This is a genomic window from Sphingomonas paeninsulae, assembly GCF_003660165.1.
Classification (GTDB): Bacteria; Pseudomonadota; Alphaproteobacteria; order Sphingomonadales; family Sphingomonadaceae; genus Sphingomonas_O; species Sphingomonas_O paeninsulae.
On record NZ_CP032829.1, the window covers coordinates 616,452 to 635,429 of the forward strand.

The 18,978-nt window shown below is 59.0% G+C and carries 22 protein-coding genes, 1 tRNA gene and 1 riboswitch; of the genes, 18 read left to right on the plus strand and 5 right to left on the minus strand.

Annotated elements, in window-relative coordinates; genetic code table 11:
* Nucleotides 1–72: 72 nt before the first annotated feature.
* From rpiB to D3Y57_RS08365, 4 genes are read left to right on the plus strand one after another with little or no spacing between them, the layout of a single operon-like run.
* Nucleotides 73–546 carry a ribose 5-phosphate isomerase B gene (rpiB, locus tag D3Y57_RS08350; RefSeq protein ID WP_277873341.1) on the plus strand — a complete coding sequence of 158 codons (474 nt, stop codon included), beginning with the start codon at nt 73–75 and terminating at the stop codon, nt 544–546.
* Nucleotides 543–1,856, plus strand: a complete 1,314-nt coding sequence (glyA, locus tag D3Y57_RS08355) for a serine hydroxymethyltransferase (protein ID WP_121152607.1) — start codon at nt 543–545, stop codon at nt 1,854–1,856. Before rpiB ends, glyA begins: the two co-directional genes overlap by 4 nt.
* Nucleotides 1,857–2,318 (plus strand): transcriptional regulator NrdR, encoded by a 462-nt coding sequence (nrdR, locus tag D3Y57_RS08360; protein WP_121152608.1) that lies wholly within the window; start codon nt 1,857–1,859, stop codon nt 2,316–2,318. It begins immediately after the preceding gene.
* The gene (locus tag D3Y57_RS08365) at nt 2,312–3,025 is read left to right on the plus strand and encodes an RNA methyltransferase (RefSeq protein ID WP_121152609.1); all 714 of its coding nucleotides are present in this window, start codon (nt 2,312–2,314) and stop codon (nt 3,023–3,025) included. The genes nrdR and D3Y57_RS08365 overlap by 7 nt, the downstream gene beginning before the upstream one ends.
* Nucleotides 3,026–3,028: 3 nt before the next feature.
* On the opposite strand, the gene D3Y57_RS08370 is transcribed toward D3Y57_RS08365, so the two are convergent.
* Nucleotides 3,029–3,340, minus strand: coding sequence for a chorismate mutase (locus tag D3Y57_RS08370; protein WP_239025988.1), 312 nt, complete (start codon nt 3,338–3,340; stop codon nt 3,029–3,031).
* Between the two features lie 203 nt (nt 3,341–3,543).
* Between D3Y57_RS08370 and rpsD the strand changes: the two genes are divergently transcribed.
* The 4 genes from rpsD to aguB all read left to right on the plus strand — a co-directional run bounded on the left by rpsD (nt 3,544) and on the right by aguB (nt 7,707).
* Nucleotides 3,544–4,158, plus strand: coding sequence for a 30S ribosomal protein S4 (gene rpsD, locus D3Y57_RS08375; protein ID WP_121152610.1), 615 nt, complete (start codon nt 3,544–3,546; stop codon nt 4,156–4,158).
* Between the two features lie 71 nt (nt 4,159–4,229).
* Nucleotides 4,230–5,879, plus strand: coding sequence for a M28 family peptidase (locus D3Y57_RS08380; RefSeq protein WP_239025989.1), 1,650 nt, complete (start codon nt 4,230–4,232; stop codon nt 5,877–5,879).
* Between the two features lie 5 nt (nt 5,880–5,884).
* Nucleotides 5,885–6,862 (plus strand): agmatine deiminase family protein, encoded by a 978-nt coding sequence (locus tag D3Y57_RS08385; RefSeq protein ID WP_121152611.1) that lies wholly within the window; start codon nt 5,885–5,887, stop codon nt 6,860–6,862.
* Complete coding sequence (aguB, locus tag D3Y57_RS08390; RefSeq protein WP_121152612.1) at nt 6,859–7,707, plus strand: N-carbamoylputrescine amidase; 849 nt, start codon at nt 6,859–6,861, stop codon at nt 7,705–7,707. Before D3Y57_RS08385 ends, aguB begins: the two co-directional genes overlap by 4 nt.
* Here the strand turns inward: aguB and D3Y57_RS08395 are convergent.
* Entirely contained in the window at nt 7,680–8,375 is a 696-nt protein-coding gene (locus tag D3Y57_RS08395) for a uracil-DNA glycosylase (RefSeq protein WP_239025990.1), read from the minus strand. The two genes, aguB and D3Y57_RS08395, sit on opposite strands and share 28 nt — an antisense overlap.
* Before the next feature lie 126 nt (nt 8,376–8,501).
* Between D3Y57_RS08395 and folK the strand changes: the two genes are divergently transcribed.
* Nucleotides 8,502–8,885: a 2-amino-4-hydroxy-6-hydroxymethyldihydropteridine diphosphokinase gene (gene folK / locus D3Y57_RS08400; RefSeq protein ID WP_239025991.1), complete on the plus strand. Its 384-nt coding sequence runs from the start codon at nt 8,502–8,504 to the stop codon at nt 8,883–8,885.
* A 23-nt stretch (nt 8,886–8,908) separates the two neighbouring features.
* Nucleotides 8,909–8,984: transfer RNA gene (locus D3Y57_RS08405), tRNA-Lys, on the plus strand.
* 20 nt (nt 8,985–9,004) lie between these two features.
* Here the strand turns inward: D3Y57_RS08405 and D3Y57_RS21085 are convergent.
* From D3Y57_RS21085 to D3Y57_RS08420, 3 genes are read right to left on the minus strand one after another with little or no spacing between them, the layout of a single operon-like run.
* Nucleotides 9,005–9,226: a diguanylate cyclase domain-containing protein gene (locus D3Y57_RS21085; RefSeq protein ID WP_121152613.1), complete on the minus strand. Its 222-nt coding sequence runs from the start codon at nt 9,224–9,226 to the stop codon at nt 9,005–9,007.
* Nucleotides 9,211–9,420 carry a GGDEF domain-containing protein gene (locus tag D3Y57_RS21090; protein ID WP_121152614.1) on the minus strand — a complete coding sequence of 70 codons (210 nt, stop codon included), beginning with the start codon at nt 9,418–9,420 and terminating at the stop codon, nt 9,211–9,213. Before D3Y57_RS21090 ends, D3Y57_RS21085 begins: the two co-directional genes overlap by 16 nt.
* Nucleotides 9,411–10,184 (minus strand): hypothetical protein, encoded by a 774-nt coding sequence (locus tag D3Y57_RS08420; protein ID WP_162987058.1) that lies wholly within the window; start codon nt 10,182–10,184, stop codon nt 9,411–9,413. The genes D3Y57_RS21090 and D3Y57_RS08420 overlap by 10 nt, the downstream gene beginning before the upstream one ends.
* A 127-nt stretch (nt 10,185–10,311) precedes the next feature.
* A riboswitch (cobalamin riboswitch) is annotated at nt 10,312–10,509 on the plus strand.
* An 82-nt stretch (nt 10,510–10,591) separates the two neighbouring features.
* On the opposite strand from D3Y57_RS08420, the gene D3Y57_RS08425 reads away from it, so the two are divergent.
* From D3Y57_RS08425 to D3Y57_RS08460, 8 genes are all read left to right on the plus strand, one after another.
* Nucleotides 10,592–12,499 (plus strand): TonB-dependent receptor plug domain-containing protein, encoded by a 1,908-nt coding sequence (locus D3Y57_RS08425; RefSeq protein WP_239025992.1) that lies wholly within the window; start codon nt 10,592–10,594, stop codon nt 12,497–12,499.
* A 2-nt stretch (nt 12,500–12,501) separates the two neighbouring features.
* The gene (locus D3Y57_RS08430; protein ID WP_121152617.1) at nt 12,502–13,284 is read left to right on the plus strand and encodes an ABC transporter substrate-binding protein; all 783 of its coding nucleotides are present in this window, start codon (nt 12,502–12,504) and stop codon (nt 13,282–13,284) included.
* A complete protein-coding gene (locus D3Y57_RS08435; RefSeq protein WP_121152618.1) occupies nt 13,281–14,234 on the plus strand; it encodes a FecCD family ABC transporter permease in 954 nt (317 codons plus the stop codon). Before D3Y57_RS08430 ends, D3Y57_RS08435 begins: the two co-directional genes overlap by 4 nt.
* 8 nt (nt 14,235–14,242) lie before the next feature.
* A complete protein-coding gene (locus tag D3Y57_RS08440) occupies nt 14,243–14,761 on the plus strand; it encodes an ABC transporter ATP-binding protein (protein WP_121152619.1) in 519 nt (172 codons plus the stop codon).
* Nucleotides 14,761–14,982, plus strand: coding sequence for an ATP-binding cassette domain-containing protein (locus D3Y57_RS08445; RefSeq protein WP_162987059.1), 222 nt, complete (start codon nt 14,761–14,763; stop codon nt 14,980–14,982). Before D3Y57_RS08440 ends, D3Y57_RS08445 begins: the two co-directional genes overlap by 1 nt.
* A 68-nt stretch (nt 14,983–15,050) precedes the next feature.
* On the plus strand, nt 15,051–17,201 hold the full coding sequence (locus tag D3Y57_RS08450) for a TonB-dependent receptor (protein ID WP_121152621.1): 2,151 nt from the start codon (nt 15,051–15,053) through the stop codon (nt 17,199–17,201).
* 247 nt (nt 17,202–17,448) lie between these two features.
* Nucleotides 17,449–18,285, plus strand: a complete 837-nt coding sequence (fghA, locus tag D3Y57_RS08455) for an S-formylglutathione hydrolase (protein ID WP_121152622.1) — start codon at nt 17,449–17,451, stop codon at nt 18,283–18,285.
* A 10-nt stretch (nt 18,286–18,295) separates the two neighbouring features.
* The gene (locus D3Y57_RS08460) at nt 18,296–18,910 is read left to right on the plus strand and encodes an NADPH-dependent FMN reductase (RefSeq protein ID WP_239025993.1); all 615 of its coding nucleotides are present in this window, start codon (nt 18,296–18,298) and stop codon (nt 18,908–18,910) included.
* Nucleotides 18,911–18,978 lie beyond the last annotated feature (68 nt).

The following is an 18,978-nucleotide window of genomic DNA, read 5'->3' on the forward strand; positions in this document are numbered from 1 at the left end:
CTGTGGCAAAATAAGACAGGGGCGCTACAGAGCGGCACATCGACTCATTTACGTTATTCGGGAAACGCCACATTGAGCAACCGACCAGATCCGCTCGCCATCGCCATTGCTTCGGACCACGCGGGGTTCGAGATGAAGACGATGCTTGTCGAATGGCTCCGAACGCAGGGCCATGCTGTTGCCGATCTCGGCCCGTTCGACACGGCATCGGTGGATTATCCAGACTATGGCTATAAACTGGCAAACGCGATCGCCGCTGGGGAAGCGCGCTTTGGCGTCGCGGTTTGTGGTTCGGGCATCGGCATTTCAATTGCGGTCAATCGCAATCCGGCCGCGCGCTGCGCGCTGGTTTCGGACAGCCTGAGTGCACGACTCGCGCGTGAACATAACGATGCAAATGCCATCGCTTTCGGTGCGCGTCTGATCGGGCCTGACACCGCAAAGGATGCCCTCGCGGTTTTCCTCGCCACGCCATTTGCCGGCGACCGCCATCAAAATCGCGTCAATAAACTCAGCAACCCGGCCTCGGGAAAGGAATCAGTATGAGCAGCAAGCCCGTATCTTTGCATGACGTTCAGCCCGACGGCTTTTTTACGCGCGGTCTGGCTGAGAGCGACCCGCAGGTATTCTCCGGCATTACGCGCGAGATCGATCGCGAACGTCACCAGATTGAACTGATCGCATCCGAGAATATCGTGTCGAAAGCGGTACTTGAGGCTCAGGGTTCGGTGTTCACAAACAAGTATGCGGAGGGGTATCCGGGTAAGCGTTACTATCAGGGTTGCGCACCATCCGATGCCGTTGAGACGCTGGCAATCGAGCGCGCCAAGCAGTTGTTCGGGTGCGGGTTTGCCAATGTGCAACCGCATTCGGGCGCGCAGGCGAACGGTGCGGTGATGCTGGCGCTGGTCAAGCCGGGCGACACCATCCTCGGCATGAGCCTCGATGCAGGTGGCCATCTGACGCACGGGGCGCGCGCTGCGATGTCGGGCAAATGGTTCAACGCCATCCAGTACGGCGTGACCGAGCATGACCATCTGATCGACTTTGCACAGGTCGAGGCACTGGCAATCGAGCATAAACCCAAGCTGATTATTGCCGGTGGTTCGGCTTATCCGCGCCACATCGACTTCGCGCGCTTCCGCGCGATTGCGGACACGGTTGGCGCAATCTTCATGGTCGATATGGCGCATTTCGCCGGGCTGGTTGCAGGTGGCGTTCACCCATCGCCGTTCCCGCACGCACACATCGCGACGACAACGACGCACAAGACTTTGCGCGGCCCGCGTGGCGGCATGATCCTGACCAATGACGAAGCCATTGCGAAGAAGATCAATTCAGCTGTGTTCCCCGGACTTCAGGGTGGCCCGCTGATGCACGTTATCGCGGCGAAGGCAGTTGCGTTCGGCGAAGCGTTGCAGCCCGATTTCAAGCTGTATTCGCAGGCTGTTCTGGACAATGCCAAGGCGTTGGCCGCGCGTCTTGCCGAACGGGGTGCGAACCTTGTTTCAGGCGGGACGGACACGCATCTGGCGCTGGTCGACCTGACCCCGCTGGGCGTCACCGGTCGCGATGCCGATGAGGCGCTGGAGCGCGCGGCGATCACCTGCAACAAGAACGGTATTCCGTTCGACCCTCTTCCCCCCGTCAAGACCAGCGGCATCCGTGTGGGTTCGCCCGCAGGCACGACTCGCGGGTTCGGCGTAAAAGAGTTTCGCGACATCGCCGACATGATCGCCGACGTTCTCGAAGGTTTGCGCACCAAGGGCGAGAGCGGCGACCCTGAAGTCGAAGCCGACGTCCGCACTCGGGTCCGCGCGCTATGCGAACGCTTCCCGATCTACCCGGAGCTTTGATTGCGCTGCCCGTTCTGCGCCCATGACGACAGTCAGGTGAAGGATAGCCGCCCCACCGAAGACGGGGCGGCTATCCGGCGGCGGCGGCAGTGTGAAAGCTGTAGCGCGCGATTTACGACGTTCGAACGGATACAGCTCCGCGACCTGATCGTGTTGAAAAGTGAGGGACGACGTGAATCGTTCGAGCGCGACAAACTGGCGCGTTCGGTTGCCATCGCATGTCGAAAGCGGCCCATTGACGCGGCGCGGATCGACCAGATGGTGTCAGGTATCCAGCGCCAGTTGGAAACGCTGGGCGATGCCGAAATCGAATCGCAACAGATCGGTGCGCTCGTCATGGAAGGGCTGAAAGGTCTCGATAGCGTGGCCTATATTCGGTTTGCCAGTGTTTATAAGGACTTTGCCGAAGCACGCGATTTTGAGGAATTTGCGGGTGCGGTGAAAGACGCCGGCACATCGTGAATCCAGTCATCGTTTTAATCCGCCCGCAACTGGGTGAGAACATCGGCAAGGCCGCGCGCGCGATGTTGAACTTTGGGCTGACAGAGTTGCGGCTTGTTTCCCCGCGTGATGGCTGGCCCAATCCACAAGCAGGCCCTGCGGCTGCTGGTGCCGACGTGGTAATCGCCAACGCCCAAGTGTTCGACACCGTGGCCGAGGCCGTGGCCGACTGTCACCACGTTTATGCGACCACGGTTCGAAAGCGCGGTGTTACCAAGCCGGTGGTCACGCCAGAAGCTGCTGCAATCGCGATCCATGCCGCGCCCGAACGGTCCGCAATCATGTTCGGTCCGGAGCGCTCGGGACTCGAAACCGATGACGTTGCGGTCGCGCGCACGATATTAACGGTGCCAATCAACCCGAAATTCGGTTCGCTGAACCTTGCTCAAGCAGTCATGGTCGTCGCGTATGAATGGTCCAAGGGCGAAGATTTGGCGCAGCCTCCGCTGGTGCCGACCGAACCGCCCGCTCCGCAGCATGAACTCGATGGATTGATCGGGCATCTGGATGAGATGCTCGACCATGCAGGGTTTTATTTTCCGCTGGCCAAGGTGCCGACCATCAAGCGTGCGGTGCGGACTATTATGACCAAGCCGGGCTGGAATGAGCAGGAAGTGCGAACGTTGCGTGGAGTGCTGACGGCTATCGAAAAGCCGCGGCCCAAATAACGCCTAACGAGCGTCGAATCGCTCCATCTCATAAGCGATCGACGTTTCGACCAACATTTCCCAAATTTTCTCCGCCAGCACGATCGGATAATCGGCGGCCAGCGCATTCGCCTTGGCATGGCGCAGGACTTCGGCTTTGCGCGCTTCGTCACGCACATCCTCTCGTTTCGGCTTTATCCGCGCCGCCGCTTCCATATAGCGAAAGCGCAGACCCAGTAGGTCGGCAAGGAGACGGTCGGTTTCGTCCACGCCTTCGCGGACTTCGACCATGGTCCGACAAGAATCGGGTGTTTTGCAGCGTTCGGGATCGATCATGACCTGCCCATAACGCCGCTTGTGTTGACTTGCATCCCGTTTCCGCTAATGGCCGCGCCTTCGCAATTGACCCCGCACTCCGGTGAAGCGGTGGTCCTGCCCGGCCTTTGGCTGAAGTAGCGCGGACCCGGAACACCTGTCTCCATCAGGAGACGGATAACGAAAACAACGGCCCATTGGGTCACGCAATTGAAGGACTGACTATGTCGAAGCGTCAAAGCGCAAAGCACAAGCTCGATCGCCGTATGGGTGAAAATATTTGGGGTCGCCCCAAATCGCCCGTCAACAAGCGCGAATACGGTCCCGGCCAGCATGGTCAGCGTCGTAAGGGCAAGGTTTCCGACTATGGTATTCAGCTGAAAGCCAAGCAGAAGCTGAAGGGCTATTACGGCGAAGTCACCGAAAAGCAGTTCAAGCGTTCGTACACTGACGCTGCTGCGATGAAGGGCGATACCTCGCAGAACCTTATCGGTCTGCTCGAGCGTCGTCTGGATGCGATCGTTTACCGCGCCAAGTTCGCGCCGACGGTTTTCGCTGCTCGCCAGCTCGTTTCGCACGGCCACATTCGTGTCAACGGCGTAAAGTGCAACATCGCTTCACGGCGTTGTGCTCCCGGCGACGAGATCACTCTCGGCACCAAGGCGCAGGAAATGGCGCTGGTCATGGAAGCACAGAGCCTCGCCGAGCGCGATATTCCTGAATATGTCGCCATCGACGGCACCGCAAAGGCAACTTTCACGCGCGTTCCTACGCTCGACGAAGTTCCTTATCCGGTAAAGATGGAGCCAAATCTGGTCGTCGAATTCTACTCACGCTAAAATAGTGTTGCGGCGGTTGCGCCGCACACCCAGCTTTGCGAGACACGGGCGTCCTGTTTTCGGAGATTCCCGTGTCCGCCAAGTTTTTTACGTCTCTGCTGCTCGCCAGCGCACTTGCCCTGCCCGCGATTGCCCAGCCCGCCGGCACCCCGGCTCCCCACATTTCGGTCCAGACGCTGCGCGACGTCACTAGAACTCTCTCCGACGACTCATTCGAAGGCCGCGCGCCGACAAGCGCTGCTGAACCTAAAGTTATCGCCTATATTTCCGATCGTTTTGCCAAAGCAGGTCTGAAGCCCGGCAATAACGGAAGCTGGACGCAGGACGTGCCGATGGTCGAGATCGCCGTTGCACCAACCGCAGCGATGGCTTTCACCGGAGGCAAGACGCCTGTAACGCTGGCTTATAAATCCGACATGGTCATTTCGACGCGTCAGGTGCGCCCGAAAGTTACGATCACAAACAGTGATGTCGTTTTCGTCGGATATGGCATCAATGCACCTGAAAAAGGCTGGAACGATTATGCCGGGCTCGACGTGCGCGGCAAGACAGTCATCATCCTGATCAACGATCCCGACTGGGAAAAGCCAACGGTGGGCGGTGAATTCAACGGTCGTGCCATGACTTACTACGGACGCTGGACATATAAATACGAGGAAGCAGCACGTCAGGGAGCGGCGGCTGCAATCATTGTCCACGACACCGAGCCCGCCGCCTATCCATTCGACGTCGTGGTCTCTTCATGGGCCAAACCAACGCTCAACCTCGACGCCAAGAACGATCATATGAACGAATCGAAAGCGATCGGCTGGATAACCGGCGATGCAGCCACCCGATTGTTCGCGAGTGCGGGCCAGAACCTGACAGCATTGAAGCTCGCCGCAAAGACACACGGTTTCAAGGCCGTGCCGCTTGGATTGAAGCTGAATGTCACGCTCGACACCACAATCCGGCGTCAGATGTCGCATAACATCGTCGGCATCTTGCCCGGAACGTCGCGGGCGAACGAATATGTGCTGTATTCCGCTCACTGGGACCATCTTGGCCATTGCGAGCCGGTAAAGGGGGATAGCATTTGCAACGGCGCGCTCGATAACGCTAGCGGCGTCGCGGGCCTTGTTGCGCTTGCCGAAGCTGCCGCGAAAGCCGGCCCAACGCCACGCAGTCAGGTTTTCCTGGCCGTGACTGCCGAAGAGTCCGGCCTGCTGGGTTCTCAATATTATGCCGAGCATCCGATCTATCCGCTTTCCCAAACTGCAGGCGGCGTGAATATGGACGTGCTGAACGTGAACGGCAAAACCCGCGATGTCGAAGTTACCGGCATAGGGAAATCCGATCTGGACGACTATGTGAAGCGCTATGCCGCAGCGGGGGGGCGCACGATCAGCCCCGAAAGTACACCTGAAAAGGGGCATTATTACCGATCGGATCACTTCAGCTTTGCAAAGCTGGGCGTCCCGATGCTGGCTGCGGGCAGCGGTGAGGATCTGGTCATCGGCGGGTTAGCAGCGGGCAAAGCTGCATCGGAAGATTATACCATCAATCGTTATCACAAACCGCAGGACGAATATGTGGCGACATGGGACTGGTCCGGTGCCGTGCAGGATCTGACGATGTATTACGGCATCGCGCATGAACTGGCGACGACGACTGCGTGGCCGAACTGGGTTGCGGGCGATGAATTCCGCGCGATCCGCGACAAGTCACGTGCGGGGCAATAACGATCATGCCGCAATTCCCCGCTGAATGGTCGCCGCACTCTGCCGTCTGGATCGGCTTCCCGTCCGATCCCAACTTGTGGCTCGAAGATCTGGAACCCGCACAGGAACAAGTTGCAGCATTCGCACGAGCAATCCGCGCTGATGGCAAGGGTGAAGTTGTCCGGCTGATCTGTGCGAACGAAGAGGCGGCTGAGCGCGCGGTGGCGCTAAAAATCGGTGCCGAAATTCACATTCTGCCGTTCTTCGACATCTGGTTGCGTGATACCGGACCGTTGATGGTACGCGAGGAAGGGGCGTTACTCGCGCTCGATTATCGCGGGAATGGCTGGGGCGGGAAATATCCATCACCCCTCGACGATGCAATCGGCGGCTTGCTGGCGGTCAGCGCCAACCTGCCGATCAGCCCGCGCTCTATGATCCTCGAAGGAGGCGCGATCGATCTGGACGGCGCGGGGCTGTTGGTCACGACCGAACAGTGCCTGTTGAATCCCAACCGCAACCCAATGCTGACGCGGCCTGAAATAGAGGCGCAATTGCTGATCGATCTGGGCGCGACCCGCGTGCTCTGGCTGGGCGATGGACTGTTCGGCGATCACACCGACGGTCATGTCGACAATCTGGCGCGCTTCGTTGCGCCAAGCTTGCTGGCGTTACCCGAAGCTGATGGGACGAACGATCCAAATGCGGACGTTTATGCCGATGCCTGGGCGCGTGCAAAGGACTTCGGCGTTAAAACGACACCCCTGCCCTCTCCCGGCCGGGTCGAGAACGACGAAGGGATCGTCGCGGCCAGCTATATGAATTTCTACGTCGGCAACGCAGCTGTGGTCGTCCCGACTCACGGCGCCCCCAACGACGACGCTGCGGTAAAAGCGATCGCGGCACTATTCCCCGACCGTCTTGTGACCGGCCTGCCTACCAACCATATCCTGACCGGCGGTGGAAGCTTCCACTGCATCAGCCAGCAGGTGCCCTTCCTTTGACCCATATCTCCGTCGCAGCCCTTCAACTTGCGCTTGGCGCAGACACTGCGACCAACATCGCCGCCGTGGAAATGCTTGTCCGTGATGCCGCTGCAAAAGGCGCAAAGATCATCCTGCCACCCGAATTGTTCGAGGGACCGTATTTCTGCCAGCGCGAAGAATTGGACTGGTTCGCGACTGCAAAACCGACCACCGAACACCCCAGTGTTATCGCGATGCAGCAACTCGCCAAGGAGTTGCAGGTCTATATCCCGACCAGCTTCTTTGAACGTGACGGACAACATTATTACAACTCGCTCGCGATGATCGACGACGCAGGCGAAATCATGGGCGTCTATCGCAAGAGCCACATTCCCGATGGTCCAGGCTATGAAGAAAAATTCTATTTTCGCCCCGGCAACACCGGCTTCAAAATCTGGGACACGCGATACGGCAAGGTCGGCATCGGCATCTGCTGGGACCAATGGTATCCTGAAACCGCTCGCGCTCTAATGCTGATGGGCGCAGACATACTGATGTTCCCGACCGCGATCGGTGATGAACCCGCCGCCGAAGACCTCGACACGTCCCGGCTATGGCGACGCGCGATGATCGGCCATGCTGTGTCGAACGTCGTGCCGGTCGTCGCCAGCAACCGCATCGGGCGTGAGGGTGACCAGACCTTCTACGGCCACAGCTTCATCACCGACGAGCGCGGCGATTTCGTCGGTGAGTTCGGCGCAGGCGAAAGCGGCGTGCTGGTGGCGACGTTCGACCTCGACGAAATCGCCAAGAACCGCGCGGCGTTCGGGTTCTTCCGCGACCGGCGGCCCGAACTTTACGGGCGGTTGGTTTCCGACATCTGAAGTGCCCGTTCGAATACAGCCTCGAACATCTCCCGCGTCAGTCGCCCCGTGTTCTGATTATACCGCGAGCAGTGGTAGCTATCGATCAGAATTGTCCCACTCGGCATCCGATGTTCGTTCATATGGCCGAACTTGCATTTGGGCAGCCGTCCGCCGAGTGCTTTGACCGCGGACTGATGCGCAATCTGGCCCAGCGCGATGTAGACACGAGCCTTGGGCAGCATCCCTACGGCCTTCTCCAAAAACGGGCGACAGGTGCGAACCTCTCCGGGTGTCGGCTTGTTCTCGGGCGGCAGACATTTGACCGCGTTGATGATGATCGCGCCTTTCAGCTTTACGCCATCATCGATCTTTGCGTTGAACTTGCCATCGCTCAGACCATATTTGTCGAGCGTCTCGAACAACAAGGGGCCCGCGAAATCGCCTGTGAAGGGCCTTCCGGTCCGATTCGCGCCATGTTTGCCCGGCGCTAGCCCTATGATGCCCAGCCATGCCTCAGGGTCGCCGAACGACGGCACCGGCGCATTCCACCAGGTTGGAAACTCAGCCTGACAGACATGGCGAAACCCCGCCAGACGCGGGCAAAGCGGGCAATCAAGCGGCGGTTCACTCAGCGGAAGGGCGCTGGTCGGAACCGGCATCTCGGCAACAATGGTTTCAGTAATCATTTTTGGGCGATAGGAGGCGCGGGTGGTCGCATCAACCTATCTCATCGCCATCGGGTCGAATCGTCAGGGTCGCGCAGGCCGCCCGCGCAAAATAATCGCGGCATTCCTTCGTCACCTGGACCCATATTGGGGGGAGCCTGTCGCCGCGTCTTCCATCATCAGTTCACCCCCCTAGGTTTCGGCGTTCGCACCTACGCTAACGCCGTTGCGGCAATCGAAACCACCCTCACCCCGCTCGAACTTCTCGTTCGCCTGAAATCGATCGAACGCGCACACGGCAGACGACCGGGGCGACGCTGGGGCGACAGGGTCATCGATCTTGATATTATTGCATGGGGCGGTGGTATCTGGTCGTCCGCGAACCTGACGATTCCCCACCCGGAATTCCGCAAACGCCGCTTCGTGCTGGCTCCATTGTGCGAAATTATCCCCGACTGGCGCGACCCGATTTCTCAATTGACTGCACGACAATTACTGGCACGGCTTGACCGCAGGCTGCCCCGGACATAGGGGCAGCGCCTTCCAGGCAAATGGGGCCCGTAGCTCAGTTGGTAGAGCAACGGACTTTTAATCTGTAGGTCTCGGGTTCGAATCCCGACGGGCCCACCATTTGCCGAAAAAATGACCGACTACGCCGCCAGCGTCAGTTTCGGCACATCGCGCCAGACACGCAGAGTGTTTCCGCCATACCGCTTTGCCTGATACAGGGCGCTGTCCGCGCGTTCGATCAGGATGTCGATATCGCGCACTGACCCGTCCTCAAGCGCAATGCCGATGCTCGATCCGATCTGGAGGAGCGTGCCTTTGTCCATCATCGGTTCGGACAGCGCCTCGATCAGTCGGCTCCCCATCGCTTCGGCATCCCCCCCTTGGCAAGGCCTGTCTGGATGACGCAAAACTCGTCACCACCCAATCGGACGGCAAGACCTTCGTCACTCACGGTCTCTGTCAACCGCCGCGCAACTTCGCGAAGAACCCTGTCGCCGGTCGGGTGACCGTGCCGATCATTGACCGCCTTGAACCCATCCAGATCGATCAGCAGCAATGCAAAGGGTTGCCCCCGCCCCCACGATCTTCTTCGCTCGCCAGTTTTTCACGCATCGCCAGCCGATTCGCCAGTCCCGTTAGCGGATCAACGCGTGCAAATGCCGCAAGTTCGCGCTTGGTCGCCAGTTGCGCGAGTATCGCCCGGTAAAGATGCCGCACTGTCTCCAGACTGGACACAGCGAAAGTGCCGAACAGGACGCCGACGAATGCAAACACAATTCCGCTGGAGCCTCCCGTCCTTGCCGCCAGTATCAGGAACCCTATCGCGGTAGGAAATGCCCCCATGAGCACCATGAGTGCGCAAAGCTGCGGCCGGACAAAGCCCCGCGACACCATGCCGGCGCAAAAGCCGAAGGTTTGGGCAACCACCATCAAGCGCACCGCTTCATCGCCCGTATTCACCAGATGAAAATTAAACAGGCCGAACAGGATGGCGTATGGCAACACTACCCCGACGTATCGCACTTCCCACTTACAAGTTGCTGCCATCGTCAATGGTACAGTCTTCGCACTTCGTTTGAATGCTGTGACGATACCGGCGCGAATCATTAAAAGGACAAAGATACCGCCAGCGAAAGCCAGAGCACGATCATCTCGTCCCGCCAATTGAGACAGGATAGCAACCGACACGACGCTTAACGCCATAATCGCAATCGGAAGCCTGCCTCCGAGCAACAGCGTGACCAATTCGATATAGCTCGCGTCGGACAATCGTTCTGAACTGGATCTGTATTCTGGCAGTTTTGAAAATCGGCGGGCCACCTGCGTCCAACTCCTCAACATTGCTCGTCCGCCGGTCCCCACCAAAACGGTACGCTATATTATTCCTGCGGTGGTTAATTATTCGGGCCATGAATGCGTCAGTTTGCATTGCAGCAACGGCTGCGCTACTCGCCGCGCCGTGATGGGTTCCTCTCAAGAGGAATAATAGGGAAACCGGTTCGAACCCGGTGCTGTTCCCGCAACTGTAACCGGCGAGCTGCCCTCGCATATGCCACTGAAAAACTGGAAAACCGGCGGATTGGGAAGGCGCAAGAAGCAGCATTGACCCGCGAGTCAGGAGACCTGCCCGTCACAGTCGTACTTCGACCGTGCGGGAAAACACGGGCGAACGAGGGAGTTCCCTTGCGTGGCGACATTCGTATGTTGCTATGCAAAGGAAGAATTCCGTGATCCGTTTCAAATATGCCGTTGCAGCCATCGCGCTGCTCCCTGTTTCCGCGTTCGCCGAAGATGCTAACACCGCGTCGGATTCGAACATCGTCGTCACCGCGACCGGCGCGGCAGAAGAAGCCGACCAGTCCGGGCAAGCCATCACCGTCCTCGATAAAGCGACAATCGACGCGCGACAGTATCAGGCGGTCTCCGACCTTCTGTCCACAACGCCCGGCGTAACCGTCACGCGGAATGGCGGCATTGGTCAGCCAACCGCCGTGCGCATCCGTGGCGCCGAAGACACACAGACTTTGGTCCTTATCGACGGCGTTCGCGTCAACGACCCGACTTCACCGGGCGGGGCATTCGATTTCGGCAATCTGCTGACCGGTAACATCGATCATATCGAGGTACTGCGCGGGCCGAACTCGGTTCCCTGGGGAAGTCAGGCATTGGGCGGCGTCGTCAATATCGTGACTGCGCCTATTCCCGACGCCCTCGGCGGATCGTTGCGCGCCGAATATGGCTATAAGAACAGCAAGCAGGTTGTCGGGCAATTGGGCGGCAAATCAGGCATCTTTTCGGCATCGCTCGGCGGCGGTTATTTCGATGACGACGGGATCTCTGCATTCAAGGGCGGGACCGAAAGGGACGGCTATCGGCAATATGCGGCAAACGGGCGCGTTGGCGTCGCGTTCAGCGATACCATAAACCTGGACCTGCGTGCCAACTATGCAGACAGCCGGGTAGACTACGACGGCTATCAATCGACTTTTCCGTATAGTTTTACCGACACAGCGGACTATGCCAAAACACAGCAAATATTTGGCTATGCTGGCCTGAACGTTGCCCTGTTTGACGGCGCGTTGAAGAACCGTCTGGCGTTTACAATCAACGATACCCACCGCGATAATTTCGAACCTGCCTTTGGGTCAGCACCCAGCTTTGTCGCGCGCGGCCGGGTCGAGCGTTATGAATATCAGGGCGATGCGACGATAACCGACGCCGTGCGCGCGGTGTTTGGACTCGAGCATGAAAATTCGCGCTTTTTCGACGGGTTTTCGACCGAGCGCACGAACCTTGAAAGCGGTTATCTCCAGGCTATCCTGAAGCCGATCGAAAGCTTGACCGTGACCGGCGGTGTCCGCGTGGACGACCACAAAACCTATGGAACGAAGGTGACATTCAGCGCCAATGCGGCATGGCGGGTTGGCAGTGGTACCGTGATCCGCGCCAGCTATGGCGAAGGTTTCAAGGCGCCGACTCTTTATCAGGTATACGGTGCTTATGGAAAACCGGCGTTCGACGGAACCCAGGCTCTGGCGCCATTGCAGCCCGAAACTGCCAAGAGCTATGACATCGGCGTCGAACAATCCGTAATCGATGGCACGCTGAAGGTTGGTGCCACCGCGTTTCGTCGCGATACCCGCAATCAGATCGACTTCGTTTTTTGCGCAAGCACGAGCCTGTGCTCGCAAAGGCCGTCCGGCTATTACGACAACACCGCCCGCACGCGGTCACAGGGGGTCGAGGTGTTTGTGGAAGCGCGTCCGACATCGCATTTGACGTTCACGGCAAACTACAGCCTGATCGATGCGAAGAACCGCCTGACTGGAGAGACGCTGCTCCGTCGCCCGAAGCACAATATAAACGCATCAATCGACTGGAATGCGTGGGACCGGGTCAATCTTGGCGCAAGCGTCCAAACGGTGAGCGACAGCAACGACAGCGATTTCCAGACGTTCATGCCAACCACCCTTGACGGCTATACCATCGCCACCATCCGGGCATCGGTACCCATCGGCGACCGGTTCGAGGTGTTCGGACGAATCGAAAACCTGTTCGACGCTAAATATGAAGTCGTGTCGGGTTATGGCACCTTCGGCCGCAACGCTCATGTCGGCGTGCGGGTGAAAATCTAACGATGATCGGCGCACTCCTCCTGATGGCGAGCGCGCCGGTTTCAGTCCCCAGCCGGATCGTATCGAACAACCCATGTATCGATGCGATTCTTGCCGAGGTCGCAGCGCCTGCCCAGATTGCAGCGATCAGCCACTATTCGAACAATCCACGCGCAACGTCGGTCGATCTGAAATGGGCACGTCGCTTCAGGACAATCGGCGATACGGCCGAGGAAGTCCTTATGATGCACCCGGACCTGTTCCTGACCGGAATACCAGCTCCAACGGCAACAACATGGGCCGTGAAGCGCGCGAATATCCGTACTGTATCGGTCGGAGTTGCGAATACCATCGCTGAGAATCAGGCGCAGATCATGACGATTGCGGAGGCGGTCGGGAACCGTGCGGCAGGTGTAAAGCTCGTTGCGCGGATCGACGCCGCGGTGCGCGATGCCCGGGCAACAACAAAGATACCCGCGCTGATCTGGCAAGGGGGTGGGCTGGTTCCGGGGCAGGATTCACTGGCAAGCGAGATGTTGAAACTGTCGGGCTTTCGGAACATGGGTGCAGCCTATGGACTGGTCGGTTGGGGCACCCTCCCCCTCGAACCGGTGATAATGAACCCGCCGCGCGTTGTCCTGTCGTCGGGGGGAAACGAACGCGATATGGTGCAGCGGCACAGTGCGCTGGCGCGGTTGAAGGGACGAACGACGTTGGCTGACTTTCCCGAAGATATGCTCTTTTGCGGTGGACCGACGATCATTCGGGCGATGGCACGGTTAAAGCAGATCAGGATGGGTCTTTGAAAACCGGCCTCGTGATACTGGTTGCAATTCTGTTCGTGCTATCGCTGCTGGCGGGCAAAGTCTGGTTGCCGCCATCCGATTTATTCCATGATGGTCCGGCGGCATGGATTGTTCTCGACCTTCGCCTGCCGCGAGCGATCCTTGGGCTATTTATCGGTGCCGGTCTCGGACTCTCCGGCGCAGTCTTGCAGGGGTATTTGCGGAACCCGCTGGCTGACCCTTCGATCGTCGGGATTTCTTCGACAGCAGCGCTGGGAGCGGTGATCGCGATATTTCTGGGCGCCGCAGTTTCGCCGGCGATCGTTTTCGGCAGCGCGATGGTGGGTGCTGGCTTGGCCGTGCTGTTGCTCGTTGCAATGGGGGGCCGCGGAACCAGTCCGCTGGTGTTCATTCTGGCGGGGACCGTGTTGTCGAGCCTGTCGGGTGCGTTGACGGCTTTCCTGATTTCCATCGCGCCCAACCCGTTTGCGACGAGTGAAATCATCACCTGGCTGATGGGAGCGCTAACCGATCGGAGCATGGCGGACGCAATGCGGGCGGTGCCGTTGATCGTGGTGGGCGTGATCCTGCTGCTGACCACCGGACGTGCGCTCGACGCGCTGACACTCGGGGAAGATGCCGCGCGCAGTCTGGGAATTGATATGCGCTGGCTTCAGGGGATAATCGTGCTGGGCCTTTGCCTGACGGTCGGGGCTTCGGTTGCGGTGTCGGGAGTTGTGGGATTTGTGGGACTCATCGTGCCGCACATCGCGCGGCGGTTCATTGGCGAGCGGCCGTCGGCGATCCTGTTGCCTAGTGCGCTGGGCGGTGCGGCGCTGGTGCTGGCGGCGGATAGTCTGGTGCGGCTGACGCCGGGCGCGGGGGAAGTTCGGCTGGGTATTGCGATGGCACTGATCGGTGCCCCCTTCTTCTTTTTCCTTCTAAAACAACTCCGCGGGAAGTTTTCGTGAGTTGGGTGATGGGTAATGTAGTGCTTACCCAACGGGGGTTGGCGGGGATTTCGGCGGAATTTCTGGCGGGTCAGGTGACCGCGATTATTGGGCCGAATGGCGCGGGAAAGACCACTTTATTACAGATACTTAGCGGCCTGACGCGGCTGGATGCGGGGAGTGTTGTTCTGGATGGAGTCGCGCTGGACAGGTTTACACCCAATGAGCGGGCGCGGCGGATTGGGTATTTACCGCAGACTGGCGGCGGCGTTTGGAACATTACTGCGCGCGAATTGGTCGCTTTGGGACGGTTACCGCACCGTTCGCGGTTTGCGGGGCCGAGTTCCGCCGATGAAGCCGCCATCCAAAACGCACTGGAGGCGACCGATACCGCCCATCTGGCCGAGCGCCCGCTTGATCGAATGTCGGGCGGCGAGCGCGCGCGCGTGCTGTTCGCGCGCGTGTTTGCGGGGGAACCCGAATGGATGTTGACCGATGAACCGCTTGCCAACCTCGACCCCCACACCAGCAAAGGATGCTGCGGCTGATGCGTGGGGCGGCGGCACAGGGTCGCGGCGTCATCACCGTACTGCACGATCTGAACGCGGCGGCGACGGCAGACAGTGTTATCATGCTGGCGCGAGGGCGCGTCATCGCAGCCGGTCCCACCGACCGCGTGTTTACCGCCGAGGCGCTGAGCGAGACGTATGGAATGTCGTTCAGCTTGCAGAAGGGTAGGAACGGGCAGACGCTCGTCGGGACGGAATAAAAATGCCTTGATACATTATATCATTTCTTTAAGAGGCGCTGCGGGAGTGTCGTCCCCCGGAGAATCCAATGCGTCGTCTCGTTCTGCTCGCCAGTGTTGCCCTTTCTGGTCCGGCTCTCGCTCAAACCGTTCCCGATAACAGCGCCGACCAGACACAGGGCGATATCGTCGTCACCGCCAAACGGCTGGATGCTGCCCGTAACGATATTCTCCCGGCGCTGGGCGCGAGCGAGTTCAACTTCGACCGGACGGTGCTGAACAATCAGGTCGGCGGTGCGGACCGCAACTTGACGCAAGTGTTGCTGCAGGCACCTGGCGTGACCCAGGACAGTTATGGCGCAGTCCATGTTCGCAACGAACACGGCAACCTTCAATATCGGCTGAACGGCATCGTCGTACCGGAAAGCATTTCAGGATTCGGACAGACGTTCGATCCGCGCATTGCCGATTCCATCGCGCTGATAACAGGTACCCTGCCCGCCCAATACGGGTATCGCACATCGGGCGTCATCAACCTGTCGACCAAGTCGGGCGCGTTCGAAAATGGCGGCGATATCGGCTATTACGGCGGCAGTCGTGGCACTATCCAGCCAAGCGCGACGCTGCACGGATCGACCGGCAACCTGAACTACTTTTTTTCGGGCAGCTATTTGCAGAACGACCTCGGTGTCGAAAATCCGACCGGCACGCGCAACGCGATCCATGACCGCACCGAACAATATCGGGCGTTCGGATATCTGTCGGACGCGATTTCAGACACAAGCCGGATCACAGTGTTCGGCGGCACGGCCATCGGCAAGTTTCAGATTCCGAACGTGCCGGGACAGAATCCACAATTCGATCTGAACGGTCGCACGACGTTCGATTCATCGCAGCTCGATCAAAATCAACGCGAAACCACCCATTACGGGGTCGCGGCCTATCAATATGCGGGCGACAAGCTGAACTTTCAGGTCGCGCCATTCATCCGTTATTCGGCGACGCATTTCACGCCCGACCCGCAGGGCGGCGATATTATCTTTAACGGGTTCAGCGACAATTCGCGCCTGTCGAGCCTTGCCTATGGGCTTCAGGCGGATGCGAGCTACAAATTGTCGGACGCCCACACGCTGCGGTTCGGGGTATTCTTCCAGAACGAGCACACGAAGGCGAGTGTGAATTCGCTGGTGTTCCCGACCATCACCACGCTCGATCCCGACGGTAACCCGGTGGTGACGCAGACGAGCAACCAGACGACCAGCATAACCGACAGCCAGAGCAAAACCGGGCAGCTTTATGGTCTCTATCTTCAGGACGAATGGTCGGTCAGCCCGACACTGACGCTGAATTTCGGCGCACGGTTCGACGTGGTCCACGCCTATACGCATGAGCAGCAGATCAGCCCGCGTGCGAATCTGGTTTATCAGCCGACTGGCCGCACCACTTTCCATATCGGCTATGCGCGCAATTTCACGCCGCCGCCGCAAGAGCTGGTCGGGACGACGACGGTCGCGCAATTCGCCAATACGACAAAGGAATCGGAAATCCCGTTCGGCGATCCGGTAAAGGCCGAGCGTGAGCATTATTTCGATGCGGGCGTGCAGCAGACCCTGCTGCCGGGCCTGACGGTCGGGCTGGACGCCTATTACAAGATCAAGCGCAACCTTCTGGACGAGGGACAGTTCGGATCGTCGCTGGTCCTGTCGCCGTTCAACTATGCCAGGGGATATGCCTGGGGTGTCGAATTGCGCGGCAATTATACGCAGGGGCCGCTGGCGCTGTATGCCAACGTCGCGCGTGGCAAGGAGAAGGGCAAGGATATCGTATCGAGCCAGTTCTTCTTTGCGCCCGAGGAATTGGCGTACATCGCCAATCACTACATCTACACCGATCATTCGCAGCAGTGGACGGCTTCGGGCGGGGGCAGCGTGACGATCAAAGACGGATTGGGAACGCTGGTTCCAACGGCTGACTTTCTTTACGGCGACGGCCTGCGCGCTGAAGATCCGGCAGGGATTGTTCCGAACGGTGGTAAACTGCCGTCATACTTCACCGCCAATTTCGGCATCGCGCAGAATTTCGATGGTCCGGGCGTGCTGAAAGGTCTTTCGATCCGGTTCGACATCACCAACGTCTTCGACAAAAGCTATCTGATCCGCGACGGATCGGGCGTCGGTGTGGGTGCGCCGCAATTCGGAGCACGGCGCGGGTTCTTCGGGGGCATTCGCAAGACCTTTTGATGTAGCCAATGGATGAGTTTTGGGGGTTAGACACGACGAAGGTGCTTGAGTAAGCACCGCCCATGTTTGGAACCGCAACCACAGTGCTTGGTTATCCCCGCGCAACGACCGCAATCATGTGGTCGGCGTTAGGAGACGAACATGGGCAAAGGTATTCTTCTGTGGCTGATCGGTATTCCGATTCCTGTAATTCTCGTGCTCTGGCTGATTTTCCGCTAGACATATCAACAGCTACGCCGGACGCGGCGTGACGCTGGAAACCGTTTCAAGCTGGCGAAGTCATGGCGGGACGCAGGGCGTCTATCGCCATGCTTCGTCGGAAACACACACCGACATGACATTTTCGGTCTTTGTGCCGGATCATCTGCCCGAAGGTAGATTGCCCATTGTCTGGTATCTGTCGGGCCTGACCTGCAATCACAGCAACGTCACCGAAAAGGGTGAATATCGGGCGGCCTGTGCTGAACTGGGGCTGATCTTTATTGCTCCCGACACGTCACCGCGCGGCGACAATGTGCCCGATGACGAAGCTTATGATTTCGGACAGGGTGCCGGGTTTTATGTCGATGCGACGCAAGATCCATGGTCGGCAAACTTTCGGATGCGCAGCTATATCGAGAAAGAACTGCCCGCGCTGATCGCGGCGAATTTTCCGGCGGATATGTCTCGGCAGGCGATCATGGGACATTCGATGGGCGGGCATGGCGCGCTGACGATTGCGCTGCGCAACCCCGACCGTTTCAAATCGGTGTCCGCATTCGCACCGATTTCCGCACCGTTGCATTGTCCCTGGGGAGAAAAAGCACTGGGCGGCTATCTGGGTCCGAACCGTGACGACTGGCGCGAATATGATGCGTGCGCGCTGATCGAGGATGGCGCGCGGGTGGCCGAAATTCTGGTCGATCAGGGCGGCGGCGACAATTTTTTGGAAACGCAATTGAAACCGCATCTGTTGTCGCGTGCGTGCGACGACGCCGGAATTGCCCTGACGCTCCGCATGGAGCCGGTTTACGACCATAGCTATTATTTCATATCGTCATTCATGGCCGACCATCTGCGCTGGCACGCCGCGCGCCTGATTTAAGGAATATCAATTGAGCAAGACACCGCCCCTCATCGTTGGCCTTGGCGGCACCATGACTGCGAACAGTTCGTCCGAACGCGTGCTTCGCCATGTATTGGACGAATGCAAGGCCGCGGGTGCGGAAACGATCCTGTTCGATGGCAATGCGCTGGACCTGCCGATGTATGGCTATGGGACGCCGCGCACCGAAAAGGCACAGGCTCTGATCGATGCCCTGCGACGGGCGGAGGGCGTCGTGATCGCGTCACCAGGCTATCACGGCACGGTATCGGGCCTGATCAAGAATGCGCTCGATTATATCGAGGACATGGCCAAGGATGATCGGCCCTATTTCGAGGGTCGCTCGGTCGGGCTAATCTCGGTAGCCGCCGGTTGGCAGGCGACGGGCACGACGCTGGCGACACTGCGCAGCATCGTCCACGCGCTGCGCGGATGGCCGACTCCGATGGCGGTTACGGTCAATTCGGTATTGCCGGTTTTTGCCGAGGACGGCACCGTCAGCGATGCTACATTGAAAACACAACTGGGCGTACTGGCGCGTCAGGTCGTAGATTTTGCACGGATGAAGGCGCTGGACGATCTGGGCCGCGCGGCCGCCGCCTCTGTGAACTCGGAACAGAATTAAGGACGCGATTAGGGTATGGGCGTCATTTAATCTAAAGGCGATTTCGTTCGGACAGCTTGGTGTTGGTT